The sequence below is a fragment of the Bdellovibrio sp. genome (assembly GCF_047637665.1).
In the GTDB taxonomy this organism is placed as follows: domain Bacteria; phylum Bdellovibrionota; class Bdellovibrionia; order Bdellovibrionales; family Bdellovibrionaceae; genus Bdellovibrio.
Map to the genome: position 1 here is coordinate 20,661 of NZ_JBLJBT010000040.1, position 26,508 is coordinate 47,168.

23 protein-coding genes and 1 riboswitch are annotated in these 26,508 nt (G+C 45.6%); of the genes, 10 read left to right on the plus strand and 13 right to left on the minus strand.

Annotated elements, in window-relative coordinates; translation table 11 throughout:
- Nucleotides 1–244 precede the first annotated feature (244 nt).
- The 3 genes from ACM64D_RS13180 (at nucleotide 245) to ACM64D_RS13190 (ending at nucleotide 4,148) form a co-directional block, all read left to right on the plus strand.
- Nucleotides 245–2,140, plus strand: coding sequence for a hypothetical protein (locus ACM64D_RS13180; protein ID WP_415063689.1), 1,896 nt, complete (start codon nucleotides 245–247; stop codon nucleotides 2,138–2,140).
- 205 nt (nucleotides 2,141–2,345) lie between these two features.
- A complete protein-coding gene (locus tag ACM64D_RS13185) occupies nucleotides 2,346–3,119 on the plus strand; it encodes a TIGR02147 family protein (RefSeq protein WP_415063690.1) in 774 nt (257 codons plus the stop codon).
- A complete protein-coding gene (locus ACM64D_RS13190; RefSeq protein WP_415063691.1) occupies nucleotides 3,120–4,148 on the plus strand; it encodes a hypothetical protein in 1,029 nt (342 codons plus the stop codon).
- 10 nt (nucleotides 4,149–4,158) lie between these two features.
- On the opposite strand, the gene ACM64D_RS13195 is transcribed toward ACM64D_RS13190, so the two are convergent.
- Nucleotides 4,159–4,623 carry a helix-turn-helix domain-containing protein gene (locus ACM64D_RS13195; RefSeq protein ID WP_415063692.1) on the minus strand — a complete coding sequence of 155 codons (465 nt, stop codon included), beginning with the start codon at nucleotides 4,621–4,623 and terminating at the stop codon, nucleotides 4,159–4,161.
- A 253-nt stretch (nucleotides 4,624–4,876) separates the two neighbouring features.
- Between ACM64D_RS13195 and ACM64D_RS13200 the strand changes: the two genes are divergently transcribed.
- Together ACM64D_RS13200 and ACM64D_RS13205 are read left to right on the plus strand one after the other, a co-directional pair.
- Nucleotides 4,877–6,379: a prolyl oligopeptidase family serine peptidase gene (locus ACM64D_RS13200; RefSeq protein WP_415063693.1), complete on the plus strand. Its 1,503-nt coding sequence runs from the start codon at nucleotides 4,877–4,879 to the stop codon at nucleotides 6,377–6,379.
- Nucleotides 6,380–6,545: 166 nt separating this feature from the next.
- A complete protein-coding gene (locus tag ACM64D_RS13205; RefSeq protein WP_415063694.1) occupies nucleotides 6,546–6,890 on the plus strand; it encodes a KH domain-containing protein in 345 nt (114 codons plus the stop codon).
- Nucleotides 6,891–6,911: 21 nt separating this feature from the next.
- On the opposite strand, the gene guaA is transcribed toward ACM64D_RS13205, so the two are convergent.
- From guaA to miaB, 7 genes are all read right to left on the minus strand, one after another.
- On the minus strand, nucleotides 6,912–8,432 hold the full coding sequence (gene guaA / locus ACM64D_RS13210) for a glutamine-hydrolyzing GMP synthase (protein WP_415063695.1): 1,521 nt from the start codon (nucleotides 8,430–8,432) through the stop codon (nucleotides 6,912–6,914).
- 3 nt (nucleotides 8,433–8,435) lie between these two features.
- The gene (gene guaB, locus ACM64D_RS13215; protein ID WP_415063696.1) at nucleotides 8,436–9,899 is read right to left on the minus strand and encodes an IMP dehydrogenase; all 1,464 of its coding nucleotides are present in this window, start codon (nucleotides 9,897–9,899) and stop codon (nucleotides 8,436–8,438) included.
- Nucleotides 9,900–9,968: 69 nt separating this feature from the next.
- Complete coding sequence (locus tag ACM64D_RS13220; protein ID WP_415063697.1) at nucleotides 9,969–10,478, minus strand: gamma carbonic anhydrase family protein; 510 nt, start codon at nucleotides 10,476–10,478, stop codon at nucleotides 9,969–9,971.
- 57 nt (nucleotides 10,479–10,535) lie between these two features.
- Nucleotides 10,536–11,717, minus strand: a complete 1,182-nt coding sequence (locus ACM64D_RS13225) for a patatin-like phospholipase family protein (RefSeq protein ID WP_415063698.1) — start codon at nucleotides 11,715–11,717, stop codon at nucleotides 10,536–10,538.
- Nucleotides 11,718–11,776: 59 nt separating this feature from the next.
- Nucleotides 11,777–14,008, minus strand: coding sequence for a cation:proton antiporter (locus ACM64D_RS13230; RefSeq protein WP_415063699.1), 2,232 nt, complete (start codon nucleotides 14,006–14,008; stop codon nucleotides 11,777–11,779).
- Nucleotides 14,009–14,026: 18 nt separating this feature from the next.
- On the minus strand, nucleotides 14,027–14,584 hold the full coding sequence (locus ACM64D_RS13235) for a bifunctional nuclease family protein (RefSeq protein ID WP_415063700.1): 558 nt from the start codon (nucleotides 14,582–14,584) through the stop codon (nucleotides 14,027–14,029).
- A gap of 3 nt (nucleotides 14,585–14,587) precedes the next feature.
- A complete protein-coding gene (miaB, locus tag ACM64D_RS13240; protein WP_415063701.1) occupies nucleotides 14,588–15,949 on the minus strand; it encodes a tRNA (N6-isopentenyl adenosine(37)-C2)-methylthiotransferase MiaB in 1,362 nt (453 codons plus the stop codon).
- 96 nt (nucleotides 15,950–16,045) lie between these two features.
- Here miaB and ACM64D_RS13245 point away from each other — a divergent pair, with 96 nt between their 5' ends.
- Nucleotides 16,046–16,675 (plus strand): hypothetical protein, encoded by a 630-nt coding sequence (locus ACM64D_RS13245; protein ID WP_415063702.1) that lies wholly within the window; start codon nucleotides 16,046–16,048, stop codon nucleotides 16,673–16,675.
- 74 nt (nucleotides 16,676–16,749) lie between these two features.
- On the opposite strand, the gene ACM64D_RS13250 is transcribed toward ACM64D_RS13245, so the two are convergent.
- From ACM64D_RS13250 to ACM64D_RS13260, 3 genes are all read right to left on the minus strand, one after another.
- On the minus strand, nucleotides 16,750–17,229 hold the full coding sequence (locus tag ACM64D_RS13250) for a hypothetical protein (protein WP_415063703.1): 480 nt from the start codon (nucleotides 17,227–17,229) through the stop codon (nucleotides 16,750–16,752).
- A riboswitch (purine riboswitch) is annotated at nucleotides 17,222–17,319 on the minus strand. It overlaps the preceding gene by 8 nt.
- 92 nt (nucleotides 17,320–17,411) lie before the next feature.
- Nucleotides 17,412–18,317, minus strand: coding sequence for a hypothetical protein (locus tag ACM64D_RS13255; RefSeq protein WP_415063704.1), 906 nt, complete (start codon nucleotides 18,315–18,317; stop codon nucleotides 17,412–17,414).
- A 62-nt stretch (nucleotides 18,318–18,379) separates the two neighbouring features.
- Nucleotides 18,380–19,360: a DUF4097 family beta strand repeat-containing protein gene (locus ACM64D_RS13260; RefSeq protein WP_415063705.1), complete on the minus strand. Its 981-nt coding sequence runs from the start codon at nucleotides 19,358–19,360 to the stop codon at nucleotides 18,380–18,382.
- A 165-nt stretch (nucleotides 19,361–19,525) separates the two neighbouring features.
- Between ACM64D_RS13260 and ACM64D_RS13265 the strand changes: the two genes are divergently transcribed.
- From ACM64D_RS13265 to ACM64D_RS13280, 4 genes are all read left to right on the plus strand, one after another.
- Nucleotides 19,526–20,701, plus strand: a complete 1,176-nt coding sequence (locus tag ACM64D_RS13265) for a thiolase family protein (RefSeq protein ID WP_415063706.1) — start codon at nucleotides 19,526–19,528, stop codon at nucleotides 20,699–20,701.
- An 89-nt stretch (nucleotides 20,702–20,790) separates the two neighbouring features.
- The gene (locus ACM64D_RS13270; RefSeq protein WP_415063707.1) at nucleotides 20,791–21,489 is read left to right on the plus strand and encodes a CoA transferase subunit A; all 699 of its coding nucleotides are present in this window, start codon (nucleotides 20,791–20,793) and stop codon (nucleotides 21,487–21,489) included.
- A 3-nt stretch (nucleotides 21,490–21,492) separates the two neighbouring features.
- Complete coding sequence (locus ACM64D_RS13275) at nucleotides 21,493–22,149, plus strand: CoA transferase subunit B (RefSeq protein ID WP_415063708.1); 657 nt, start codon at nucleotides 21,493–21,495, stop codon at nucleotides 22,147–22,149.
- Between the two features lie 123 nt (nucleotides 22,150–22,272).
- Nucleotides 22,273–23,256, plus strand: coding sequence for a Crp/Fnr family transcriptional regulator (locus ACM64D_RS13280; protein WP_415063709.1), 984 nt, complete (start codon nucleotides 22,273–22,275; stop codon nucleotides 23,254–23,256).
- Between the two features lie 27 nt (nucleotides 23,257–23,283).
- Here the strand turns inward: ACM64D_RS13280 and pyk are convergent, their stop codons facing one another.
- Entirely contained in the window at nucleotides 23,284–24,771 is a 1,488-nt protein-coding gene (pyk, locus tag ACM64D_RS13285) for a pyruvate kinase (protein ID WP_415063710.1), read from the minus strand.
- A 4-nt stretch (nucleotides 24,772–24,775) separates the two neighbouring features.
- On the minus strand, nucleotides 24,776–26,452 hold the full coding sequence (locus ACM64D_RS13290; RefSeq protein ID WP_415063711.1) for a hypothetical protein: 1,677 nt from the start codon (nucleotides 26,450–26,452) through the stop codon (nucleotides 24,776–24,778).
- Between the last annotated feature and the right edge of the window lie 56 nt (nucleotides 26,453–26,508).

The window sequence follows — 26,508 nt, forward strand, 5'->3', positions numbered from 1 at the left end:
TGCGGGAGCACACTGAAGCTCAACTCTACAAATGAGATTAGAAAATTAAACCGCTCCCAATGGGATCACGCGGGAGCGGTTGCGCATTTTAATTACTCAACAGAATCCAACACGTTAGGGAACAATATCAGAAATTCACGCCTCTCAATTCGACACTCCAGTTCCCTCAAGAAATTCCAGTTAAAGACCGTTCTATATAAAAGGCCAGAACCAACGGTCTCGTTAATTTGAAGGCAGGTTATATATGCAGACAGAAAAAGTGCTCTTGACCTTATCTCAGCCAATTAAAAACTCGGCGGGATTTTCTTTGATTCAAGCATTAATGGGAGTTGGTGTTACGGCCATCATGGCGATGGTAGCCGCACAGACCATGAGTTCCCTTCATCAAAACTCAAGAAGCATTGCCTCGAAATCTATTTCAAATTCGGCCAATCAAAGCCTCCAAGTGTATCTGGCCTATGAACACATTTGTACTCAGTCCTTACAGCCGACAACCATCAAATCAAATGCAGAAGTACCTTTAAATTTTAATGTCCCAGGTTTGGGCATCTTCAAGGCCGGTCAGAAAAACAAGACTCTCGATATCGATATTCAAAGTATTTCAGTCAATGATCTTATTGTCAGCGAGACAAATCCCCTGGGAATGAAGATCTATCTGGGAACCCTTAAATCATCCTATAGTCGACAAAATGGAAAACAGATCTCTCATTTTAAAGAAAGTCCCGTCGGAACCCTGAGCCTAATGACAACATCTGAGGGCCGTGTCATCAAGTGCTCACTGGGCAAGCTTGTATTCAACTCCGTTCCACAAAACACCCTCACTCCCCCAACACAGGCAGTGGTGCAACCTCCAGCCTCAGGGACATCAGGGTCTTCAAACCCCTCAACACCATCAACACCCTCAGAAACAGCTGCCGCACAGCCAACAGCATACCCTCCCCCCGTGGCAAGCACTCCAGCTTCCGCACCCAGAGTCTGTACTTCAATTGAACAGTGTGCCGTCTACGACTTCTTTCTTCGCAACGGCAGCCCAAATCCCTATGGGCAAGCGGATGAGTGGATGGCCGGAACCGCCGCATGGACAAGCATCGCGAAGTCTTATGTGGACTCAATGAGCACTCTTGGAAAGTTAAATTTCCTGGCATCCGTAAATCAAGCCGGCTTGGTTCAAACCGGAGTTCATGGATATGGCGGACAAACCCAAAAACCAGATACAATCGACCAATGGGTTGTCGAAGCCGTTACCTTGGATCCTTCCGGCAGAACGATGCTGACAACCAGCGAAGGTCTTAACACTCTAAAGACCATGTTTGATGCGGGTTCTGAAACCTCTTCAAACACGCAGACGATCTTAAGATCTGCATTAACAAAAAGTCCCGATTTAACTCTGAATTCGGCTCTTGGAATTGGTGCTTGGGTCGATGCTCTCGGCTTTGCTAATGCAACGGAGATGGCGAAGAACATGCCGGCAGCAGCCGTTAATGCCGCCCTCAACCCTAGCGCGGGTAAAGATCCCGTCGCCCTAAAAGCAGTTGTTGAATACATCAATGCGAACCCTGCTGAAGCAGTGAAAATTGCTAACGGCACCGGTATTTGGGCTAAAAACGTTCAAGGAAATGTTTCGACCGTTATTAGCTACATAACCACGACCTTAGCTGCAACAGGAAACAACGACCTTGCGATCAGCATCGCTAAAGCGACAGATCAATGGGCTGGCATTGTCGGCTCTGATGCGGTCGGCAAAAACGTACAGCAACATACATCAGCAACCTACGCTGTTGCTGATGGAACCGCTACCTGGAATAGTGCCGCAGGCAGCGCCGCAGTCACTGATGCAATAAAATCAAACACGGCCGGCGCCCTCAATGTGGCCTATGGAACTTCCATCGTAACTTCCGTTGTTGGAAAAGAGGCGGTCATCGACAATATTAAGAGCAACGCGGGAACATCAGCTCAGGTCGCCGCCGGAGTCGGCACTGCCGCACAGATCTTCGGTGAAGACGCCGTTAAAAGCGCTATCGCCGCCGACCCTGCGGCCGCAGCAAGAGGAGCCTCGCTTATCAATCAAGCCAAAGAGGCTGGGTATACGGATGCGCAAATTAAATCATATATTGATGCAAATCCCGATTGGTATAAATAAGAATCTATTTTTGATGACTCACAAGACTGAATCAAGAATCTGCGCCATCATGGCGCAGATTCGCTTTTAACCCAAACGTTGAGGGCGCGACAGATATCTCGAGAATTTTTTCCATGCTCCCACTTTGATCAATTGGGAGCGCAAATGAAGCAATAATCACACTGACAAATGACATTTCCACATGGAGCCGCTATACAAAGCACCCATGAGTCACGAAATTCTAAAGAAAATAATTTCTGAAAAGAAGCAGCTCAACCCGCGTCTTTCTTTGCGCTCGATCGCTGCAAAAATGGATATTCCATCTGGGCGCCTATCGGAAATTCTCAACGGAAAAAGGTCTCTCTCTGACTACTACCTGGATAAGATTTGCTCCGCCCTAAAACTTCCTCCACAAACCGTAGCACTTCTAAGAAAAAACAACGGCAGCAGCAATCAGAAGATAAAAAAGAATAGCTATGGAAGCTTTCTTACGGACAATCAAATTGAAGGTCTTACGGATTGGAAGCCATATGCTTTTATGAGCTTCCTACAGACTACCGCTTATTTATCCATAGCCAAAGACCACCCTACAAAAGCTTTACAAGTGGAACACTTGGCAAAGAAAATGAACTTCTCATCTAATGAAATTTCATCACTTATATCTTTGCTGCTAGCGCATAATTTGATCCACTGGGTTTCGGATCGTTGGCTCCCAACTTATGAAAATGCCACGACAGGATATGATATTCCCAATGAATTCATCCAAAACTCTCATGTTCGAGATCTCGATCTTGCAAAAAAGCGACTTCCATCCGTCAATTTATCTCGCAGGGACTTTAGCAGCATAACTATTGCAATTGACCCAAAAGACATGACCAAGGCAAAAAAGATGATTCGTAACTTCCGCCGAGAGTTCGCCGAGACTCTAGAAAAAGGATCCAAAAAGGAAGTCTATCAAATTTCGATTCAATTCTTCCCCATCTTTGAAAAAGGTGACTAAATGAAGTCTCTCCTTACTCTTATCTTTCTTTCTACAATGAGTGCATATGCATCCCCATCTCCTTCCGGATATGAGCGTGGCAACGGAGGATTTCAGATTCTTTGCCAACCACAGAGCTCCCTTGGAAAAGGTGTATATAGCCTTGATCGAATTGAAGGAGAGAAACTCTACCAATTAAAACCTGATCCGCGTCTGCACTTCTATGAGGATGAAAATGAAATCGTCCTTAACGTGTTACAAAAGTTAGAGCAGATTAATCCAACAAGAGCCCAACTTTTCAGACGTTGGTTCTACGAACTTCTTTCACATCGAGAATTCGTCGAGGGTCTATACATTCAGCCAGTTAACGATGGGAATGTAGTTATTCTTCCCCTTGGTTGTGAACTAAGACAAGCCGCCGTGTTTATAGCAAACTCAGATCAAACACAAATTCGCTTTATCTTTGACAAATCGTTATGGGATGATTCTTCTCCATTAGATCGAGCATTCCTTTTAATACACGAACTTCTATTCCGCGAATCTCGACTGCCTGAAAATAATCATCTCAATTCAATGGCCTCTCGCTACCTCAATAGCTGGCTATTTTCCAATATCGAGACGATGAATCAAGATCAGTGGCTTGGAAAGCTCACTGAAGCCAACTTCAAAAATGCGGATTATAATGGCGTACCCATAATTCTTACTTACAAGAAACGCTTTGGCGACTTCGCAAACACGCCGATTCTTAGATTTCCCAATTCCCGTGGTATACGAAAAGCGATTCTGGCGCCCACATTTACAATTAAAATATCCAGCAATGAAGTCTTCAGCAGAAGTTGCCCTAACCCAATTCCAAAACTAGGGTTCACAGATTGGGTTGAGTTCTACCCCACCGGCCGTATAAAGCAGCTTGTTTTTTCTGAGCCCAGCACTTACGCGCCAGACTGTATTCTATATAACAGAAATAACAGCTTAGAATTTGACGAACTTGGAAACCTAAAAAAGGCTTCTTTTATTAATGTTAAATTATTCTTCGATTTCAAAGAATAATTTAAAATAGCTATCTGTTACGAATTGGGAGAATACTTACGGATACACAATATCTTTCTTTATTTTCCTCGTCCCGAAGGGTGCGATTCAGATCTCTTTCAAACTTCGAAAGAATCTTGCGCAATCTTGATTTTATTTTTCCATCGAAAGATGAAGTGACCCCCTCATAATCGCCCATAAATTCAATGGTTGGATTGTCAAATTGGTCTGTCCCACCATATAAATCACTTACACTTGATGATCCGGCGACGGCCATTCGAAGTTGATCTTCTTCATTTTTTTCCAACACCAAGGATTTCGCAATTTTTTCGAAATAGTATTTCGTCAAAGTTCTTTTTCCACTGAGCAGTTCTGAGAGCCTACCGGATGCGATTCCCATTCTCGCAGCCAGCTGCCGAAGCGACATTCTTGGATTGTCTCTTTTGCGCTTCCAAATTATAGATCTAAGGATCTCCTTAACTTGATCATTCCTCATATTCAATACTCCCAATTATCTAAATATTTCCATCTCTTACATCATTTCTTTGCAGTGCCACAATCCGCAACAGAAAAACATCTACGCTCGGGATGGAACTCATTAGATCAGAATATTTCCGCTCCCAGATTGCCAAGTGGGAGCAGTAGTTTTTCAACTGTTCTTAAAATTATTTTGAAATGAATTATCGATTCAATAGGGAATTAAATAGTGTCGATAAGTATTAACTCAACTGTTGAAAGAGGGATCGTAGATGTTTAGAAACAAACGGAATCTCAACCAAACTCCAAGGTTTCTTCTACTCATACTTATCCTTTTGCCATTTCAAAACTGTAGCTCTGGTGGATTTGAATCCATCCAAACGACTGACAACATATCACAATCCTCACTGGAGGATGATGTTGCAACTGGTTCTTATTTAGACTCGACGATCGACACTTCGGCGCCGTCGGTGACTGTAGATGAAATTACATCTCCCAACATATGTGGCGAATCCTACACCTCTTTATCTAATTCATGCGTACCGACTCATGAGCTCGTTAATTCTTACGCGAGTTTTTTTGATCACTGTTGGCACCAAGGTGCTCTCAGTTGCCCAATCCTTGAATCCAATGGCTACATTGGCATCCCAAATATTCATTACGGAAGCTCTTCGACTGAGTTTAAATTTCCAATTCAATACACTGGTGTATCGCAGATCACCCTTCACAGCTCGCAAGTTACACTGCTTGGTGCTGGCGCTGTTGGTTGTCAGAAATTCATTTCAGGAGATGGACTTAGCGCCAGAACAATCACCCTTACGGGGTGCTCAGGCAACGGACCTCTCAGTCTATCCATTAAGTCAGGAAGCGCGATCTCAACCAAAGGAGAACCACTTCCTGATATCCCCGCTTCAACATCGGTTATTGTTGGGAACAATCTACCAGAGAACTCCTACTTGAAGGCATCAGATCTTGAATATAAGGGACAAGGTGGAAATATAAAATTCGACCTTTTTTATCCGCCAAACTATGCCTCGATAAAAAATATTCCCGTGATAATTTGGCTACATGGTGGCGCGTGGAGCGGCGGAGATAAGAAGGATGAAGAAGCGACGGCGATAAAAATAGCAAACCTAGGCTTCTTTGTTATTAACGCAAATTATAATTTGAGCCCCTCAACATCTGCGACATACCCTCAAGTTACACTACCAGCGAAAATATATTTAGCTGGACCTGACGACATCAATGATCTTGTGAAATACGTCAAATCAGCGATCGGTCAATTCAATGGGGACCCAAATAATATTTCAATCGGAGGCAGTTCTGCGGGAGGACATTTAGCCTTAGTCCAAGCATCCAGAGAGGACAACCTCAATCAGTTTCACTGTGTCATTAGTGGCGCCGGCCCGACCGATCTCATCTCAGGAGAGAGAAACTCGAGCTATCCGGTATCTCAATACTTAATACAATCGGTTTTTGGGAATAATAGCGCCGACTTGATAAAATACTCACCGACACATCAGTTTGCTACAGTTAAAGCTAAGAAGATATTGCTAGCCCACCAAGTTCAGGACAACTTAGTGCCGATAGATCAAGCTTTAAGATTTGCGACGAAAATGAAAACACATCGTCCAGATATCCCAATTACTCGCTTCTTCCTCAACTCACAAAACATCCATCCTGTCATAAACCCCTCACCCAACCAAATCACTCATTTGGCTAATGAGGCGATGATCAATGGCGTCCTGGCATATATTCATCAGGAGTGCCGTTAGCCATCACCAGCTACTGCTCGTCATCCAATATTATTTCATCAACATGAAATAGGGCCCATAAAAAAAGCACAAAAAAACGCTACCTTCTCGAAAGAGAGGGAGCACATTGTAGTACAGTACTTCACTAAATTCTTTCTTTTGCTTTAGAATTTCTGAAAATAGAAGAATGAGTAATGAAGAAAACGTACTAAAAGTAGATGTTGTTAAAATCACAAAACGGAATTCACCCTCAAAACCTGATCAAGAGAATGATCGAGAGTTTATTCGCCAACTCTTAGAGAACATCATCAAAGAACTTGTCAGTTATCCCGAGGATATCAAAGTGCAGTTTTCCTGCGGGGAAAGAACAACTGTGTTTCAGGTTGAATGCAGCCAGCGAAATTTAGGTCAACTCATTGGAACAAAAGGTAAAACCATCCAAGGTCTTCGAACTATTTTTCAAGGAGTCACAGCGAGAAAGGGTTTTCGTTCTATCATAGAAATCCCCTACTTCGAAAACAAGGCCACATGAAGACTCGGGAACTTTAAAAACCTACTCCCACTCAATCGTCCCCGGCGGCTTACTGGTGATATCATACACCACACGATTGACACCCTTCACTTTGTTAGTGATGAGGTTTGAAACCTCGCGCAAGAACTGGAACTCAAACGGATACCAATCCGCTGTCATCCCGTCACTGGAGGTCACCGCGCGAAGAGCCAGAACATGATCGTAGGTTCTAGAGTCCCCTTGAACTCCGACTGTTTTTACCGGCAACAGCACACAAAAGGCCTGCCAGATTTTTTCATACAATCCTCGGCGACGAAGTTCTGAAATAAACACTTCATCGCACTCTTTCAAGATGCGCAGTTTTTCTTTGGTGATTTCACCTAACACGCGAATAGCCAGACCAGGCCCCGGGAACGGATGACGCCACAGCATCTCGTGCGGCAGTCCCAGCTCTGCCCCTAATGCGCGAACCTCATCTTTAAAAAGTTCTCGCACAGGCTCAACCAAGCCTAACTTCATTTTCTCAGGCAATCCGCCGACGTTATGATGGGATTTAATGGTCACACTGCCTCCGACGGAAGAAACACTCTCGATCACATCCGGATACAAAGTCCCTTGCGCCAACCACTTGATCGGCAATTTGTGGTCATAACTTTTATCAAAGACTTCAATAAAAACTCGTCCAATAATTTTACGCTTTTCTTCGGGATCGGACTTGCCCGCCAGTGCCGATAAAAACTCTTCAGAGGCATCCACACCACGAACGTTCAATCCAATTTTACGATAGCTCTCTAGGACCGTTTCAAACTCATTCTTGCGAAGAAGACCATTGTCGACAAAAACACAATGAACTCGCTCAGCCCCCAAAGCTTTCGTCAAAAGAGTGGCCACCACTGTTGAATCAACACCACCACTAAGACCCACCAGAACGTGATCTGAAGATCCCACTTTTTGCTGAACTTCTTTAATCAGCATATCCTTAATGTGTGGCGCATCCCAATCTGCAACGGCCCCACACATTTCTTCGGCATAATACTTTAACAAATCATTTCCATGATCCGTGTGTGCCACCTCAGGATGAAACTGCAACGCCAAAACACCGGGGCCTTGCATTGCCGCTGGATGATTTCCATCAGAGTTCGCAATCACCTGAAAACCATCCGGCACCTTTTCAACGACATCCCCATGACTCATCCACACTTTTTGTTTTTGCGGAACACCCTTTACGACCGAAGTCCATGTTACATAATTTAAGCCGTACTCACGATGTTCTGCTTTCACAACCTTTCCACCCAACTGATGAGTCAAAAGTTGCATCCCATAACACACTCCCAATAAAGGTTTTATGTTACGAAGCTCTTGAATGTTTCTTTGTGGGGATCCCTCTTCATAAACAGAATTTGGCCCGCCACTTAAAATAATCCCATAAGGATTTTTTTTAATAATCTCTTCCGTAGGATATTGATAAGAATGAATCTCTGAATAAAAACCCAACTCTCGCAAACGACGGGCAATCAATTGAGTGAATTGCGAACCAAAATCTAAAATAATAAATCCGCGCATACCTTAAGACTCCATACGATAGTTTGGAGCTTCTTTGGTGATGCTGACATCGTGAACATGAGACTCACGAAGACCCATGGCGGTGATTTGCACAAACTTCGCTTTCACTTGCAGATCATCAATATTGCGCGCGCCCAGATAACCCATGCCGGATTTTAAACCGCCGACCAACTGATGAATGATTCCAGAGGCGGCCCCTTTGTAGGCCACCTTTCCTTCAATCCCCTCAGGAACAAGTTTTTCGTTTTCTTCGACATCCATTTGACCATAGCGGTCTTTAGAACCTCTCGACATGGCTCCAATACTACCCATACCACGATAAACTTTATACGTTCGACCTTGGAATAAAATCGTTTCCCCTGGAGACTCTTCTGCTCCCGCAAGAAGATTTCCAATCATGACAGAGTTAGCACCCAAAGCCAGAGCTTTGGTGATGTCGCCGGAATACTTAACTCCTCCATCGGCGACGATAGTCTTACCCCGAGCCTTGGCGGCTTTTGCGCACTCAACAATGGCGGAAATCTGCGGCATTCCCACGCCCGCAACAACGCGAGTGGTGCAAATACTTCCGGGACCGACCCCCACTTTGATCACCTCAGCACCCGCATCAAGAAGCGCATTGGTACCATCGGCTGTGACCACATTGCCACCCACCACGATTACATCTTTGTGTTTCTGCGAGATATACTTAACCATCTCTATCACGTTTTTAGAGTGCCCATGAGCCGTATCCACACACAGCACATCGACCCCCGCAACCACTAAAGCCTCCGCGCGATCTCGCGAATCCGCTCCCACTCCAAGAGCCGCCCCAACAAACAGACGACCATGTTCGTCTTTGGTGGCTTGAGGATAGTTTTTCGCCTTCTCAATGTCCTTGATCGTAATCAGACCTTTGAGTTTCCCCTTGTCGTCCACGACAGGCAGCTTTTCAATGCGATGTTTTTGCAAAATCTTTTTTGCTTCTTCAAGAGTGGTCCCCATCTTCGCAGTTACAAGATTTTCTTTGGTCATCAAGTTGCGAATAGGTTGATCAAAGTTTTCTTCAAAACGTAGATCGCGATTCGTTAAAATGCCAATCAAAGTCCCATCCACTGTGATCGGCACACCGCTGATTGAAAACTTCTCCATCAGATTGACCGCTTCTTGCACCAGGTGATCAGGGCCTAAAGTGATCGGATCGAGAATCATTCCGGCTTCGTATTTTTTAACTTTTTCAACTTCCAAAGCCTGCTTATCGATGTCGAGATTCTTATGAATGATCCCAAGGCCCCCGTTTTGCGCCATCACACGAGCCACTCGATTTTCAGTCACCGTGTCCATGGCTGCAGAGATAATGGGAGTATTTAAATATTTTCCTCGGGCAAATAGCGAGCGAGGAACCACTTCGGTGGGAGTAATCTCGGAATATTGAGGAATTAAAAGAATGTCATCAAACGTTAAGGCATAAGGGACTTCGCGTTCCATAAACTCACTCCTGGCAGGGTTTCCTCATTCTCAGATGAAACCCTGCAGAGTTCAATAGAAGTCTGTTATTTAATACCAAGTTTTATAGAGCAAATAGTTATCAGCGGATTTTTCTAAAGCCTCAACTTCTTCATCCGTCAGAGGTCTTTTAACCTTGGCAGGACGCCCAACAACCAGACTGCGCGGAGGAATCTGTGTTCCCTCCGTCACCAGAGAGCCCGCTCCAATTAAACAGTGCTCCCCAATCTTGACCCCATCCATCACGATAGAGCCCATTCCGACCAGCGTCCCTCGACCAATTTCACAACCATGAAGCATGACCAAATGCCCAATAGTCACGCGATCATGGAGCGTCGTTCCCCATTTACCATAGGTCCCATGAATGACCGAGCCATCTTGAACATTGACCTCTTTCCCGATACGAATGGGCATCACATCACCGCGAATCACCACATTGTACCAAACAGAAGACCCCGCACCGATCTCCACATCACTAATAATACGCGCATTGTCGGCAATAAAAACATCCTCAGCCACAACCGGAGAAATCCCCCGCGCCCGCACAAAAATATCACTCATAAAAAACTCTCCCCCAAAAAAAGGTACGCCGTACCTTTTTGTATTGCAATGCAAGATTCAATGCGATGTTAATGAGTTCTTTCGCTCCGTGGATTGATTTTCTTGGCTAGATAAGAGAATATTTTCAATTCTGTCCCTTTCTTTCATTCCATCGGAAAATCCAATATCAATAAGCTGCTTACAATAGGCGGGCGTAAATAATAAATAACTCAGCATTTCTGCAGACTCTTCCAACGCCCCAGGTCCGCGCAATAGGTAACGGATAATCCGAGGCAGCTCTCCATCTTTTTGATGAGCCAGTTCCGCAAAATTCACCGAGGGAGAGATCCACAGATTCTCAATTTCTCGAAAGGAAACTCTTTTCTTTTCCTCTGCGGTAAGCAATGAATAGCTTTGATTGATTTGCTCCATACGATGAATGTCTGACTCCAACCCATCCATCATGACGGCATTCATTAAAACATTCGCCACCTTTGAAACCGTTGGCACACGGGACTCAACTCCCTGATGGTACGCATACAACGTGTCCTGACGGCGTCTCACTCCAATGGCGATGAGCTTTTCCGCCCCCATGTAGATAGCCGGTCCACAAGGGGATTGATTTCGAATACACCCGTCCCCGTAATATCGTTGTCCAATTTTTATCGGTGGAAAAAGAAGTGGGATCGCCGAGGAGGCTAAAATATGGTCCGTATTCAAGAGAGCCCTCTCACTCCGATGCATTCCCCTTTCCCAAGTCTGAATATCGGGCGCCCCTTGAAAGAAAGTGACCGTCGAAACACTTCCATAGTCCAACGCCGAGACGCTCAGTGCGCGAAGCTGTCCCTGGTTTATCTTTTTTTCGATTTCCTCAAATTTACAAATGCTGGAGATAAGACTGTGAAGCGGGCGTGTGCTTAAAATCGAGCGCAAAGCCTGTTCCTTTTTGTATCCTCCCAATGACAGTTCCGTCATCCATTGCAACCCCCCTCGAGACAAAGCGACAAGATCGGCATAAAAAACCTGATCGCTATGAATACGACTCCAAAGATTCACCAGACTTTGTGCGCTTTCAACAAAGTTTGCCGGGGTTCCCGTTAAAAGAGCCACATTGATGGCTCCGGCACTGAGGCCTGTATAGATTTGAAAAGGATCACGAACTCTGACCCGAGACGCGATATTGGCAATGGCAGCCACGACGCCAGCTTGATAGGCGCCTCGTGCTCCGCCCCCTGAAAGAACAAGACCCAACCGGGGCATGCAAAAGCTCCTTCCCCAGCCATCAATCTTACAATTTTCTTCCTTCGAGACAAAAATATTTAGAGCTGTTTTCTGTCAGAGACCACCCACAAAAGATCATTTTCACGAATCTCAAAGCTTCCCGTGGGGCCCAAAATGCGTTGAGGTCCTCTTTCAATGCCAACAACCATGCCCTTGAAGAAATCCCGGATGCCACTTTCACGAATGGATTTGTTCTTAAACTGTGATTCAGCATTAACAACATAAGAAGTCAGCTTGAAATCTTCCTGCCTTGCAAAAGCACTGTTCACCAGGGTCGCCGCATGACTCTTTTCTTCTTCCAAAAAAGAATGAAAGCGAATGAGCTCTTCTTCACTTCCAAAACAAATCAGCTTATCGTAAGGCCAAACCACGAACTCTCCGTCGGGAGCAAAATATCTTTTCGCTCCACGAAACACCGCAGCCACGGTGACTCCGTATTTTTCCTTAAAGGATTGCTCTCGCAACGCCTTCCCACAGATTGCAGACTCTGGACCAACATCATAAGTGCCCAATGAAGCTTCCCAAGGAAGGAAGCTCTTTGCCACCTCCGCGCTGACCAGTTCTTTTCTTTCCTTCTCTGTGAGATTTTTCAAAAAGTTTTTTTCAATAAATTGATAAAGCTTTCGCACCCAGAACTGCGCCGAAACCGCCGCTATCAGAACAACTGCGACAGTCACCCCTGAAGCCAATCGCAAGGTCACAAACTGAGATAGAATGGCCGAAAGCAAAATCAGCCCCAACACCAGGCGCCCCACAAAAAGACCAAACTGTAAGCCCTTGAGCTTCTTCAGCTCTTCAGATTCTCTCTGAGTGCCCAAGGAAGGACCACCCATAACAATTCCCCACAAGAAAGGCGCAGACAGAGTCAAACACAACATCAATGAAACACTTCCGGCCCAGGACCTCTCTGCCAAAAACTGCTGCACTTCACCAATCAACAAACCTTTAAAGGCACCCAAGATGGCAATCACCACGACTGTATTCAAAATGATTTTCATTCCGTAGGCTTTAAATACCAAAGCGCCGACACCTTGTTTGCCCTCTTGATTAAAAGAGGCATGATAACGATTCAGATTATTTTTAATTCCCTCAGGAAGCTTGGATTCAACCCAGTTGTTAAAGGGCAAAGAGATTTTAATCAAATACGGTGTGGTAAAGGTCGTCACCGCGGAAACCGCAATTGCCAGTGGGTAAAGGAAATCACTGGTCACCTTCAGAGTGACCCCTAAAGAAGCGATGATAAACGAGAACTCTCCGATTTGCGCTAAACTCATACCGGCTTGAAAAGATTTTTTTCGCGGCTGCCCTGAAAGCAGAGCCCCCAAAAAGGTACTGATAAATTTACCGATGATCGTCACGACCGTCGCAAGCAACACCAGATCCCAACCCTCGATCAAGACTTTAGGATCAATCATCATCCCGACAGACACAAAGAAGATCGCCGCAAAAAGGTTTTTCACCGATTGTAGAAGTTCCTCCATTTTGTGCCCTTCAGGAGTTTCCGCCAACAAAGAACCCATAACGAAAGCCCCCAGCGCTGGAGAAAAACCCACTTGGGCCGCGATGATCACCATTAAAAAACACAGACCAATAGCAACCAGCAAAGTGGTCTCATCCTCTAACAGGGCGCGAATTTTACGCAGGAAGATGGGAATCATGAAGATTCCCACGACGAACCACAGTGCGACGAAAAATAAAAGGCGCAGTCCTGAAAACGCCAACTCCAGTCCCGAAAAAGCACCTGAACTTGATATCGCCGTCAACAGCACCAAAAGGAAAATAGCGGCGATATCCTCAACAACCAGAACGCCGAACACAAATTCAACGTACTTTTGCCCCTTCATTCCCAACTCTTGGAAGGCACGAACAATAATGGTCGTGGAAGACATCGAAAGAATGGCTCCGAAGAAAAGGCTGTCGATGTTATTCCATCCCAGCATCTGCCCGACCAGATACCCCAGACCCACCATGAATAAGATTTCAAAGATAGCCGTAAAGCCGGCCGAGCCGCCCACCTTAAAAAGCTTTTTAAAACTAAACTCAAGACCTAAGCTGAAAAGGAGAAAGATCACGCCGATCTCAGACCAAACCTGAATACTCTCGCGATCCGTGACGGTTGGAAAAAATGGCACATGAGGGCTCACCAAGAGCCCCGCAATGAGATACCCCAAAACAAGGGGCTGACCTAATTTCTTAAAGAGCAAGGTTGCAAGAGCTGCGATGATAAGAATGAAACCTAGATCTGTAATAAGATGAGGAAGATGTGTCATGCCTCATCTTTACAAAAACTAGTTGAGATATCCAGACCCTTTGTCAAAGAATCCGAAATTTTGCAGCTTTTGCGCGCCGCTCTCAACCTCAGTACTCATCACTTTCGAGCGACCGATAAAATTCTTTGTCGCAAAAAGAGGAACGTCTAAATACAAACACAGAGACATCGCCTCGTCCGCGCGCAACTTCATAGAATTCATATTGGCGTGACCGCTAATGTAAAGACGCAAATACTGATGAGATCCTTTGATCTCTACAAATACGGCCTGCTTTATTTCAATCCCCAAACTTTGCAGCAACAAAGCGGTAAACTTATGCGGAGACGACTCCAAGGTCATTTTATTCGACTGAGACAACGCAACGCCGGCATCAATCGGGCTCACCGCCACGGGCAGAGTGTACTGATGGGCTTCATCTTTCAACAACAGAAAAGGACGAGCCGCATCTGTGGTAACCGACAAACCATAAGGAAAAAGTCGTACGAGATCATTCTGATGAAATGTCTCTTCTTCTTGCGACTGCTGAGCAAAAATAATCTGAGCTTTAACGTTATTTAAATCCAGAAGATCTTTCATGGCTTAGATCAATTCTCCTCTAAATACCGCAGGGAAGGCTTTGGTGATCTTCACGTTCACCGTTTTTCCAATCAAGTCCGGAGCCCCCAAGAAATGCACCAGTTTGTTGCCGGTGCTGCGGCCTTGGATCTTTCCATGCTCACGATCCACATTTTCAACCAAAACCTGCATTGTCTGACCTTCATAGCGCTTCACAAGATCAAAAGCCATCTTGTCATGAGCATCGAACAGACGATTCAAACGCTCGGTCTTCACCTCTTCATCGACTTGATCTTCAAATTTCGCCGCCTTAGTAAATGGACGCGGAGAGTATTTGAATGCGAAGATCGTCTCAAAACCGCCCTCTTGAACCATCGTCACCGTATCTTGAAATTCCTCTTCCGTTTCCCCTGGGAAACCAACAATGATATCTGTTGAGAAAACCACATTCGGAATGGTTTTTTTCAACATCGCGATCTTTTCCAAGTATTCCTCGCGCGTGTAATTACGATTCATTTTCTCTAAAATTCGTGTGTTACCACTCTGGAACGGAAGATGAATATACTCCATCACCTTGTTTTGATGAGCCGCCATCGTATCCGCAAGCTTCTGATTAAAGTCTTTCGGATGAGAGGTTGTGAAACGAATTCTTTCCACATCGGTTTCGGTCGCGACTTTTGCCAACAAGTCCGCAAAATCAATGTCCTCTTCGCCCTTGTAAGAGTTCACGTTTTGCCCCAACAAAGTCACTTCTTTCACGCCTCTTTTTACAAGGTGGCGAATATCAGTCAGGATATGTTGAAGAGGGCGCGACTTTTCGCGACCGCGAGTGTACGGCACAACACAGAACGTACAAAAATTATCACACCCCTTCGTGATATTCACGAACGTGGCCACCCCTGGGTTTCGCACCATGGTTTCGATATGATAAGGAGCCCGGTGTTCGAATTTGGCATTGATCAATCTTTTTTCGCCCTCGAAAGATTGCGCCACAAGATTTGGAAGATTGTCGATCTGATCCGTTCCAAAAACAAAATCAATCATGGGCTGATTCTTGATCAGATTTTCTTTTTCCTGCTGACCGACGCAACCGCCGACGCCGATCTTAAGACTTGGATTTTTCTCTTTCATCTTACGGAATGTTCCAACCTCGGAATACACCTTGTGAACCGGTTTTTCGCGCACACTGCAGGAGTTGATGATGATCAGAGAAGCGTCTTCTGGTTTTTCAACCGGAGTGAAATTTTGCATCTCGAGCAGGGAATACATGCGCTCCGTATCGTTCACATTCATCTGGCAACCGTAGGTGGAAATATAAACACCACGGCCTTGCCCGATATCATGATTTTGCTGAAGGCTTTCGGTATTTTGCGAAGTGTTTTCCACGGGTTCTTACCTCTTGTGTCATTAAAGAAAGTGAGTTATAGAGGAGCGTTTTAAAAATGTCAAAAAAACCATTGCTGTTTGATGGAGGCCTTAGTCATGAACCCTAGACTGAAAAGCTCAAAAAAATGGACGTCTTTTCCTAAGGAATACTCAGATCAGATCCAGGCGGTTTTCAAAGAGAACTTTGCTCAATATTTAGACCAAGGCGACCTCATTATCGAAGGACGTATTTACCCCGAAGAAATTATGCTGCGCGTTGGTTATCTCGAAAAAGGGCGATTGGCTCAAGCGAACTTCGAAGTTTCTATGAACTACTCTCAGGATGATCAAGATGCCGTTAAAAGAATCCACAACTGCGTGGACGCGGCGGCCAGCATGATGATGGAGTATCTGGAAAACGACGGAGAAGTGGACTTCCCCTACACTTGGAAAGAGTTCCCATTCCAAGGAAAGAAAATCTATCTGCAGTTCACGACCGAAAACACATCTCTAGAGGCCGAAGCCGATAAGCTTTTAGGTCTTTCTGAGGCGGCAATGGTTCACGAAGAAAATGACAGTGATGAAGACGCCTTGTCTCGAGCAGAGCAAAGCGAAGAGCTGTCTCCACCTCGCGATGAAGACGACTTTACTTCAGAAGATGAAGAAGACAATGAGGACGACACGGAGGACTCAGGACCTCGTATGTTTGGTGGCGGCCCTAAGAAGAAGAAAGACGATCTTCATTAATCTTTAGGGAAAACAAAAAAACCCACGCCTTTTCAGACGTGGGCTCCCCCTCACCAATGAGATAAATTCTATAACTAGAGTGCTCTTACGCGAGCTTCAATCGCCGGAACTTCATCAAGATTGTTTTTAGCTTCCATGATGATCGTGACAGCGTCTTTTTGTTTCAAACGACCCGCAGCCATTTTTTCACAGATGGCAGCTTCCAACTTGTCTGTGATTTCATAAACAGATTCGTGCTGTGGCCAAAGATTGCGGCTGTCGTTGCTTCCGCCTGCGCACAATGGGATGTAGTGATCAATTTTGAAAGCCTGGCGCTTCAGAGAGCGCGTACGGTAGCCAATTTGATCGTATTTTTGAAAGATGGCTGCTTTTTGAGATGTGGACACATCTCGCTCACAATATTTAATTTTTTCAGGATAGCGATATTCATCAGGATTAGAGCAAAGGACTCCGGGAGTCAGCGCTGCATCCGGCCCTTTCGGGAAGCTCTCACCTGCGTGAGAAAAGGTTGAAAATAACAACACCAGAACCAAAAGAGCTGAACTCTTTAGCATGACCCCTCCAAATAGATTGCCCTTTACGGTGGCAAGTAGAAACGTCAGACCCTATCTCTGACTTATATCCGAGTAACTTGGGTTAGTGAGTAACAGCCGATTTTCTCATTTGCAATAAAAAAAGCCTGCGGCTTCGCGTCGCAGGCTTTTGTAAAGCACTGATTTTAAGCACTATTTAAGACTTAGTACTCATCGTCCTCAACACCAGAGGCACCATTCTCGCCCATACCACGAACTTCTTCGATAAAGGCGCTTGTATCCTCTTCAAATTCATTTTCACCCGCTGATTCGTCGATTTCCAACTCTTGGATCGCTCCTAAGAAGTCTTTTTCGGTGCGAAGATCGCGACGGATCATTTCAAGGAATTTATCTGGATAACGAGAGGTCAGCTCTTCGACATAACGCTCGAGTTTTCCATCAGCCAAAATCTTCTTACGAACTTGGATTTTCTTCCAGAACAAGAGGTAGTGATAACGGCAATAAGCATCCACAGCCGCAATCTGATCACAGTCACGGGCGCGGCAGTAACGGCGACCTTCCGCATCCGTCAAAATGACTTCTTCTTCGGTCTTAACTTTTTCTTCACCCGTCCACTCTTCGACGATCTCAGCTTCTTCATCGGCCTCTTCGACCGCTTTAAGCTCTTCCTCGTACTCACCGATCTCATCGCCCATGAGGTCGTCATCAGCGATAAAATCATCATCAAGATCGGTTTCGTCCTTTTCCTTCTCTTTTTTGGCTTTACCCTTTTTGGGAGCTTTCGCTTCCTTCTTAGGGGCCTTTTCGACAACGGGCTGAGGAACAGGAGCTTTTTTCTCTTGCTTCTTAGCTAGTTCGGCCTTGGTTTCTTTCGTCTCCTTGACCTCTTTAACAGGCTTCGCCGCCACTTTTGCTGGCTTAACCTCTGGCTTTTTCTTCATTTCAGGCTTTTTAGCGACCTTCGCAGGAGCCTTCTCAGCCTTTTTCTTCACAACAGCCTTCGGCGCTGCTTTTTTAGGAGCAGGCTTAGCCGCCGCTTTCGCCGGAGCTTTTTTAACAGGTTTTGAAGCAGCTTTCGCTGCGGGCTTCTTTTTAACGATTTTTGCCATAATTCTACCTAGATAAGACTCTGTTCATTCCATGTGTGAATCATTTAAAGAGGGTCGTCAACTCATTTCACTGAAATTGTGCCGTCCTGACTGCGCACAAAGACACTCCCTCTTTGTGCGTCGCCCCGCAATCGACCGCGAACACTTTTCTCCGCGCTCAGTTTTGTGACCTTTAATTCAGAAGGAACAAATATCTCCCCCTCGACTGTCATAAGATTCAAAAGGGCCCCTGAGGCTGGAGGCAACTGAACCGCCACTTTACCAGACTTCGAGTTCACGTCCACCTCTGAATCCAGGGCCATAGAGACCGTGACTGATCCGTCCTGATTTTGCCCCTCCATGCGCCCCTGGAACCCTTGGACATTCAAAGAACCCTTTCCATTTTCAAACTGAATGGTTCCACTTCCTTGATTGATCTTGCCGTTGGACTGTTGGGTTGCCAGAGATAAAAAACCTCGGACTTTTTCAATCTGAAGCTGCCCAGCAAAAAGACTCGCATCCACATCGCCTTGGATGTTTCTTAAAGTCATAGAGCCGTTATAAGAATCCGTCTCAACTTTTCCATTGTGATCTTGAATAGTCACATCCCCTTTTTGCACATAGACTTGCAATGACCCCGCCCCATTCAAAGCACTGACTCGCCCTTGAGTTACACTCACTTTCAAGTCTTTACTCCACTTTTGCACGGTCACAGCTCCGCCCCGCAATTGAATCTCCGCAGGAATGGAGAGTCCCCAAATCTCAATTTTTTTCACTTGTGAGGATGCATGTGACAAGACGTTCAACCAAGACTTCTTCCCACCGTATTCGTTCATACGAACTTCGATGATATTATCTTTCTTCGTAACGGTGAAAACACCCTCGGCGCCGGACTCGTCCACACCCGACACTTTCAAAGAATTGCCGGACTGTCCCACAACTTGCACCTGGGCCTCTAAACCCTTCAGGACGAGACGGTCTCCGTCGGCAACAGGAACCTCAAACGTGGCGGCCATCACAGGCTGAAATAGAACATGAGCAAGAATGAAACTAAGCGCTGACATGCGTTGACTCCTCTGCACGACAAAATGCCTCCAGGCATTTTATTGACTCTGACTTTAAAATATAAAAAAGTATCGGGGCATTGACAATAAAATTGCCACCGAGGCAATTCTAAGTGAACCCGAAAGGGCGGGGACCAAAGTCCTCGACACAAATTGAGGTGAAATATGGAAAATGTCGTAATTGTAAGCAGCGTAAGAACTCCGGTAGCTTCTTTCCAAGGAGGTTTTTCTTCTGTTCCCGCACCAAAGCTTGGTGCCGTTGCAATCAAAGAAGCGGTCGCTCGTGCTGGCGTCTCTCCTGACGAAATCGATGAGTGCATCATGGGCAATGTTCTTACTGCAGGCGTGGGACAAGCTCCTGCTCGCCAAGCGGCTTTGTACGCTGGACTTAAAAACTCAACTCCCTGCATGACCATCAATAAAGTTTGTGGCTCTGGCCTTAAAGCCGTGATGTTGGCCGCAGACTCTATCGCCCTTGGCAACACAAAGATCGCTGTTGCTGGCGGACAAGAAAACATGACTTTGGCTCCGCATCTTCTGGAAAACTCTCGCTCGGGCTATCGCATGGGCCCAACTCAGATGATGGACTCAATGATTAAAGATGGTTTGTGGGACCCCTACAACAATTTCCATATGGGAAATGCAGCTGAAATCTGCGTGAAAGAGCATAACTTCACTCGCGAACAACAAGATGCTTTTGCTGTCGACTCTTACAAAAAAGCGCAAGAAGCGTGGAGCAAAGGTGTTTTCAAAAATGAAATCGCCCCTGTCGTTGTTGAAGGAAGAAAAGGCGCTGTCACCATCGACAAGGACGAAGAACCCTTCAATACGAACTTCGACAAAATTCCTGGCTTGAAACCTGCCTTTGACAAAGCAGGCACAATCACCGCAGCAAATGCTTCCAAAATCAATGACGGAGCTGCCGCACACGTGTTGATGTCTGAAAGCGAAGCAAAAAAACGCGGCATCAAACCTTTGGCGAAAATTGTGGCGCACGGAACTTTTGCTCATGATCCAAAATACTTCACCACAGCTCCGGTGGGCGCGATCAAAGGGGCTTTGAACAAAGCCAACCTGAAAGTCGGCGACATCGACCTTTGGGAAATCAACGAAGCCTTCGCCGTGGTTACTCAAGTTGCAATGAAAGAACTTGAAATTCCCGCAGCAAAAGTCAACGTTCACGGTGGCGCGGTCGCCATTGGACACCCTATCGGCGCTTCGGGAGCCCGTATCTTGACGACTCTTGTTCACGCTCTTCACACACACAACAAACGCTATGGTCTAGCGACATTGTGTATTGGTGGCGGGGAAGCCGTCGCTTTGATCGTAGAAAAAGTCTAAAAACTTTAAGTTCAATTTGCATGAGTCTCCGAGGTCTTTAAAGAAAGACCTCGGTTGCTTATCGGAACCCTTTTTGAGGAAGCTCGTTTATGAGTAAAAAAGTCTTTAAGGATGCCAAGAGCGCACTTTTTGATGTCAAAGATAATATGACATTGATTCTTGGTGGATTTGGTCTTTGCGGCATTCCGGAAAACAGCATCGCCGTTTTACGGGATATGAGAGTTAAAGGCCTAACCTGCGTTTCTAACAATGCGGGCGTCGACGATTTTGGCTTGGGGCAACTTTTGCAAAATCGCCAAATTAAAAAAATGATTTCTTCCTACGTTGGCGAAAATGCTTTGTTCGAAAAACTTTACATGAGCGGGGAACTGGAGTTGGAATTCTGCCCTCAAGGAACCTTGGCCGAAAGAATTCGCGCCGGCGGCGCTGGCATTGCTGGATTTTACACTCCCACAGGAGTTGGCACCTTGGTCGCGGAAGGCAAAGAAATTAAAAACTTCGAGGGACGTGACTACGTCCTTGAACGTGGCATTGTCGGTGACTTTGCCTTTGTTAAAGCCTGGAAGGGCGACAAGTTCGGAAATCTTGTTTTCCGAAAAACAGCGCGCAACTTTAACCCCATGGCGGCAACGGCCGGAAAAATCACCGTGGCAGAAGTTGAAGAATTAGTTGAAGTGGGACAACTCGATCCGGATCAAATTCACACACCCGGCGTTTACGTGCAGCGAATTTTCCAAGGCACTAACTATGAAAAGCGCATCGAACAGAAGACCGTCAGAAAGGGTTAAAGTATGCCATTAACAAGAGAACAAATCGCACAACGAATTGCTCAAGAAGTTCAAGATGGCTACTGCGTAAATCTGGGTATTGGAATTCCCACACTGGTGGCTAACTACATTCCTTCAGATAAATTCGTTATGTTACAGAGCGAAAATGGCCTTCTTGGGATGGGACCTTTTCCGACTGAATCCGAAGTCGACCCAGACCTTATCAATGCCGGCAAACAAACAGTCACAACACTTCCTGGAGCCAGCTTCTTTTCAAGTGCGGACAGTTTCGCAATGATCCGTGGTGGACACGTGGATCTGACTGTTCTTGGAGCAATGGAAGTTGATGAACACGGAAGTATCGCCAACTGGATGGTTCCAGGGAAAATGGTTAAAGGCATGGGGGGAGCCATGGACCTCGTGGCCGGCGCTCGCAACGTGATCGTAGCCATGCAACACACAGACAAAGAAGGAAACTCGAAACTTCGCACCAAGTGCACGCTTCCTTTGACGGGAGTTAAATGCATTAAGAAAATTGTGAGTGATTTCGGCGTTATTGAGATCACACCTGAAGGATTCGTTTTAAAAGAATACGCTCCTGATTTAACTCCTGAAAAAGTTTTGGCCGCAACCGAAGGAAAAATGACGATTGCTCCTGATTGCAAAGCGATGACGTTCTAATTTACCCGGCCTTCCATTCCTTGGGAGGCCTTTTTTTTATCACTCCAAGGTCCAGCTCCCAATTGCCCCTCTTTCTTTTTCCAGTGATAATAGGACTTCAAATCTGAACAATGAGGTCCCCTGGTGGCAGAAGCAAAAAAAGTATCCAAAGACACCTATCTTTTTAGAGAAGGCGATGCTCCTGATGCAATGTACATTATCAAATCTGGTTCTTTTGCTATCACCAAAACAAAAGGCACTTCCGAGATTGTTTTAGCCGAAATCAATGCTGGCGCCATGGTGGGCGAGATGGCTCTTTTCGACAACAAACCGCGCAGCGCGAACGTCAAAGCCACCAAAGATGCTGAGGTGATCTCTCTCCCCTATGAGTCGTTAACAAAGCAGATGGATCAGCTCCCTGTATGGGTTCGCGCCATCATGAAGACGCTCAACGAGAATCTTCGTGAGGCCAATAAAAAAATCAAAATTTTGGAAAACGCAAATCCTGATGAAGATCGTTTTCCTCCTCATATCGTGAATAAATACATCTCCATCCTTAATCTCGTCGGGCACAAATACGGCAAGGCCGAAGAAAATGGTGGCGTCAGCTTTTCTTCTGTTCTTCTTCGCAACTACACCATTCAGATCTTTCAAGAAGCGACCAACAAAATGCAAAGTGTTGTAAACGCCTTGACGGATCTGGGATACATTGTTCAAGAAGATCGCGGCGATGGAACTCAGAAAATTATCAATGCCAAACCACAGGATCTCTTTTCTTTCGTAGACTGGTACAACGATTGGCTTTTCAAACAAGAGAAAGACCGTTTACCGCAAATCTCCGAACCCGAAGTGCGCATTCTAAATGGCGTTCTCCTGTTTGCTCGCAAAGCAGAACCGAATGCCAAAGGATTCCGTAAAGTGAATCTGAACGACGTTCAAAATGAGTCTATGAAAGAAACTGGCAATCTTATTCGCACCGACGACGTGAATCCTTTGATTGAGAAAAAATATCTCACTGAAAAGATTATGGATGAACAAGGTGTTTATATTATGATTTCCCTTGAGGACGTGGAGCCCTTGGCCCGCAACTGGACTATTGTAAATAATCTGAAGAAAAAACTGAGATAAAAAAAGGGAGCTTAGCTCCCTTTTTTGCTATTCAACGTTTGGATCCGCCTGACAACGCAGTGGCAGCTGATCATCCGGAAGCTTCGAATACTGCTCCCCGTTGATCGTATGCACATAAATAGAGTTCGTCTTGGCCCCTTGAGCAATAGGTTGCCCCAAAGTCAAAATCACTCGATCCCCAGTTTTTGCCAACCCATGAGTCACCATCAACTGATCAATCTGAGTCAAAACATCTTCCATCGTTTTATAAGGCTTGATCATGTGAGTCTGAATCCCCCACATCATTTCCATAGAATTCAATACATCCATATGCTGAGTGATTGAAATGATACGCGCCCGAGGACGGAATCCAGAAATGATATTCGCCGTTTTCCCAGAGGTCGTAAGACAAATAATCGCCGTGGCATTCAACTTCAAAGCGCTCAAGGAAGCACTTGCTGCAATCGCGGCAGGAGCACTTAAAAATTCATTTTCCAACGAGAGTTTATAATACTCTTCTTCATTTCTTTCAACTTCACAGATGATCTCATGCATGGTGCGGATGCACTTAAAAGGATGTTTTCCACTTGCGGATTCCGCAGAAAGCATCAAGGCATCTGTTCCATCCAATACGGCATTGGCAACATCAGTTATTTCGGCCCTTGTGGGACGAGGATTTTCCACCATACTGTCCAACATCTGAGTCGCCGTAATCACCGGCTTTCCAAGCTGATTGCACACCTGAATGATACGCTTTTGAAAGCCCGGCAAGCGACTCTGCCCTACTTCCACCGCCAAATCCCCTCGTGCCACCATCACCACATCACTGAGACGACAGATCTCTTCGAGGTTCTCCAAAGCTTCGACCATTTCAATTTTTGCAACAATCTTGGCCGAAGAATTTTTCGCTTCAACCAATTCACGTAACTTGCGGATATCCCGGGCGTGACGAACAAAGCTAAGAGCCACATAGTCGACTTTATTGTTAAGGCCGAACTCAAGATCCTCTAGATCTTTGGGCGTCATACACTCGACCGGAAGACTCACTCCAGGAAGATTCATTCCTTTACGATCTTTAAGGATTCCTCCATAAATAACTTCCACATCCAGTTCTTCCCCGCGCACCTGAAGAACCTTGATCTCCATCAAACCATCATCCAAAAGAATTCGAGTCCCGGGGGCACACGCCAACGGAAGCTCTTTAAAGTCTGAAGGGATTAAGCCAGGCTTCCCTAAAACAGGGGCGGTCGTCACAACCAGTTTTTCTCCGGGTTTGATTTCAATAGAGCCGTTCTCAAACTTCCCCACCCGCACCTTCGGACCCTGCAGATCCTGAAGAATGGCTACGGGAGCCCGCAGTTCCACAGACAACTTCCTTAAAGAGTGAATAACTTTAAGATGATCTTCGTGAGTACCATGGGAAAAATTAAGGCGAGCCACATTCATGCCCGCCTTAATTGCTTTTTCAAGATTCTTTTCTTCACGAGTCGCCGGCCCGATAGTGGCCACAATTTTTGCTCGACGATCTGCTAACATTTTCCTACGCCTTCCTACTATATGAACTCATCTTCACAGACAAGTTTTGCATATCTTCCTGATGGCGTCTATTCATTCTGTCCAACTGATCGTTGTGAGACTCATTGAGTTGAGCCAACTTTGCCTCGTACTTCATAGCCAAGGACTCTTTTTCCATCTTCATGGATTTTTCACGATCGTCGACTCTTTGAGAATAAAGATTCTCCAAACGCTTCATCTCGCGATCTTGACCGTCCTTCAACTGAGCAATCTTATCTTCATAAGTCTTAATTGTTTGCTCAAGCTTGTTGTTGAAGTTCGACTCCATGTTTCTAAAACGTTCGGTCATGACCTTATTGGTTGCTACCTGATCAGACACTGTCTTTTCACGATAGCTATCCATACGATCCATATAGTTCGCCTTCACCGTATCCAAAGACTCACTATAATACTTTTCCATTTGATTTTGGTTCTTTCCGGTCAAATCCAAAATCTTTTTCACGCGGGTGTCCGCACTATTTGCTACCTGAGTCACTTGGTCTTTATGCTGCTGGAGCAAGTTCTCACGCTCTTCACGGTGGCGGGAGTTCAACATGCTCGTCTGAGACTTGTTCTCCCGATCGGTATTCTGCAAAAGCTTGCGGTTTTGATCCAAGACTTTTGAGATACGCTCGTCGTTAAGCTCTTTCATATTATCAACGGCGTCTTCTCTTTGTTCTTCCACCAAATCAAGGCGCTTTTCATAGTCGTTTGTGAGATTGCGACGCTCGATACCTCTGAGACGCTCGTTTTTGGAGATCTCATTATTGAGTTTGCTATTCAAACGCTGAATCTGACTGTCACGAGATCGAACCTGCGAGTTCACTCGCTCATTCACAGAATCGCGGAATTCCTGATTCTGCATATCCATGGCTTCACTTTTCTTAGCCAAGGTGTTTTCATACTTACCACGGACCGCTTCTCGCTCTTCATCCATGATCATCTGCTTCATTTTCAGACTATCGCCAAATTCCTCGCTTTTATTGACGACCGTATCTGAATATTTTTGCGCCCAGCGTGCATTATCCGTTTCTCTCATGCGCTCACTTTCACGCAGACGAGCTTCATAAGACTTGCGCATTTCCTTGGTATTACGATCTTTGGTGCGCAACGTATCTTGCTGTCCGACCAACAGCGCGTCTCTCTCTTTCTCATGGGCTTCGTTAAGTTTGCGTGTCACGCCTTGAACTGATTCCTTGGACTTCATGCGGTTTTGCTCCGCCAGCTCCATATAACGTTCATCACGACTGCTCAATTCGGTACTCATCTGAGAAGTAAGATTTTCTCGCTGAGCTCCCGAAATTTCTTTTTGCTTACGCAAAGCACCTTCATAGCTGTTTCTTTGCTCTTCCCGAGCATTATAAGCGTCTTCCATTTTATTACGCAGAGATTCGCGATAAGTCTGACGAACCTCTTCGATCTTGCGATTGTTCTCGAAATCCTTATCATTCATAGTTTCGCGATTGCGATCTTTGAGCTCCGCAATGCGACCCTCATAATTCTCTGTGATATTGCGGACTTCGTCGTTATGGCGTTGTTCTAAACGCTTGATTTCAGCATTACGCCGCTTGGTGTTTTCGCTTTCGCGATTTTCATACTCTTCGCGAGTTTGGCGAAGTTTTTCGTCCTGACGTGAGCGATCCGATGATGAAATAGAAGACATCCTATCCTCCCAGACCTCAGGTTATCATGAAGCTTGAGAAGAAACTTCAATTCAGA

Excerpts from the sequence above, each read along its gene's own strand:
- ACM64D_RS13270 (WP_415063707.1), top strand. The coding sequence starts at position 20,791 with ATGAGTAAAAAAGTCTTTAAGGATGCCAAGAGCGCACTTTTTGATGTC.
- ACM64D_RS13205 (WP_415063694.1), top strand. The coding sequence starts at position 6,546 with ATGAGTAATGAAGAAAACGTACTAAAAGTAGATGTTGTTAAAATCACA.
- pyk (WP_415063710.1), bottom strand. The coding sequence starts at position 24,771 with ATGTTAGCAGATCGTCGAGCAAAAATTGTGGCCACTATCGGGCCGGCG.
- ACM64D_RS13225 (WP_415063698.1), bottom strand. The coding sequence starts at position 11,717 with ATGCCCCGGTTGGGTCTTGTTCTTTCAGGGGGCGGAGCACGAGGCGCC.
- ACM64D_RS13250 (WP_415063703.1), bottom strand. The coding sequence starts at position 17,229 with ATGCTAAAGAGTTCAGCTCTTTTGGTTCTGGTGTTGTTATTTTCAACC.
- ACM64D_RS13255 (WP_415063704.1), bottom strand. The coding sequence starts at position 18,317 with ATGGCAAAAATCGTTAAAAAGAAGCCCGCAGCGAAAGCTGCTTCAAAA.
- ACM64D_RS13220 (WP_415063697.1), bottom strand. The coding sequence starts at position 10,478 with ATGAGTGATATTTTTGTGCGGGCGCGGGGGATTTCTCCGGTTGTGGCT.
- ACM64D_RS13245 (WP_415063702.1), top strand. The coding sequence starts at position 16,046 with ATGAACCCTAGACTGAAAAGCTCAAAAAAATGGACGTCTTTTCCTAAG.
- ACM64D_RS13275 (WP_415063708.1), top strand. The coding sequence starts at position 21,493 with ATGCCATTAACAAGAGAACAAATCGCACAACGAATTGCTCAAGAAGTT.
- ACM64D_RS13180 (WP_415063689.1), top strand. The coding sequence starts at position 245 with ATGCAGACAGAAAAAGTGCTCTTGACCTTATCTCAGCCAATTAAAAAC.
- guaB (WP_415063696.1), bottom strand. The coding sequence starts at position 9,899 with ATGGAACGCGAAGTCCCTTATGCCTTAACGTTTGATGACATTCTTTTA.
- ACM64D_RS13195 (WP_415063692.1), bottom strand. The coding sequence starts at position 4,623 with ATGAGGAATGATCAAGTTAAGGAGATCCTTAGATCTATAATTTGGAAG.
- ACM64D_RS13185 (WP_415063690.1), top strand. The coding sequence starts at position 2,346 with ATGAGTCACGAAATTCTAAAGAAAATAATTTCTGAAAAGAAGCAGCTC.
- guaA (WP_415063695.1), bottom strand. The coding sequence starts at position 8,432 with ATGCGCGGATTTATTATTTTAGATTTTGGTTCGCAATTCACTCAATTG.
- ACM64D_RS13190 (WP_415063691.1), top strand. The coding sequence starts at position 3,120 with ATGAAGTCTCTCCTTACTCTTATCTTTCTTTCTACAATGAGTGCATAT.
- ACM64D_RS13235 (WP_415063700.1), bottom strand. The coding sequence starts at position 14,584 with ATGAAAGATCTTCTGGATTTAAATAACGTTAAAGCTCAGATTATTTTT.
- ACM64D_RS13260 (WP_415063705.1), bottom strand. The coding sequence starts at position 19,360 with ATGTCAGCGCTTAGTTTCATTCTTGCTCATGTTCTATTTCAGCCTGTG.
- ACM64D_RS13290 (WP_415063711.1), bottom strand. The coding sequence starts at position 26,452 with ATGTCTTCTATTTCATCATCGGATCGCTCACGTCAGGACGAAAAACTT.
- ACM64D_RS13200 (WP_415063693.1), top strand. The coding sequence starts at position 4,877 with ATGTTTAGAAACAAACGGAATCTCAACCAAACTCCAAGGTTTCTTCTA.
- ACM64D_RS13230 (WP_415063699.1), bottom strand. The coding sequence starts at position 14,008 with ATGACACATCTTCCTCATCTTATTACAGATCTAGGTTTCATTCTTATC.
- ACM64D_RS13265 (WP_415063706.1), top strand. The coding sequence starts at position 19,526 with ATGGAAAATGTCGTAATTGTAAGCAGCGTAAGAACTCCGGTAGCTTCT.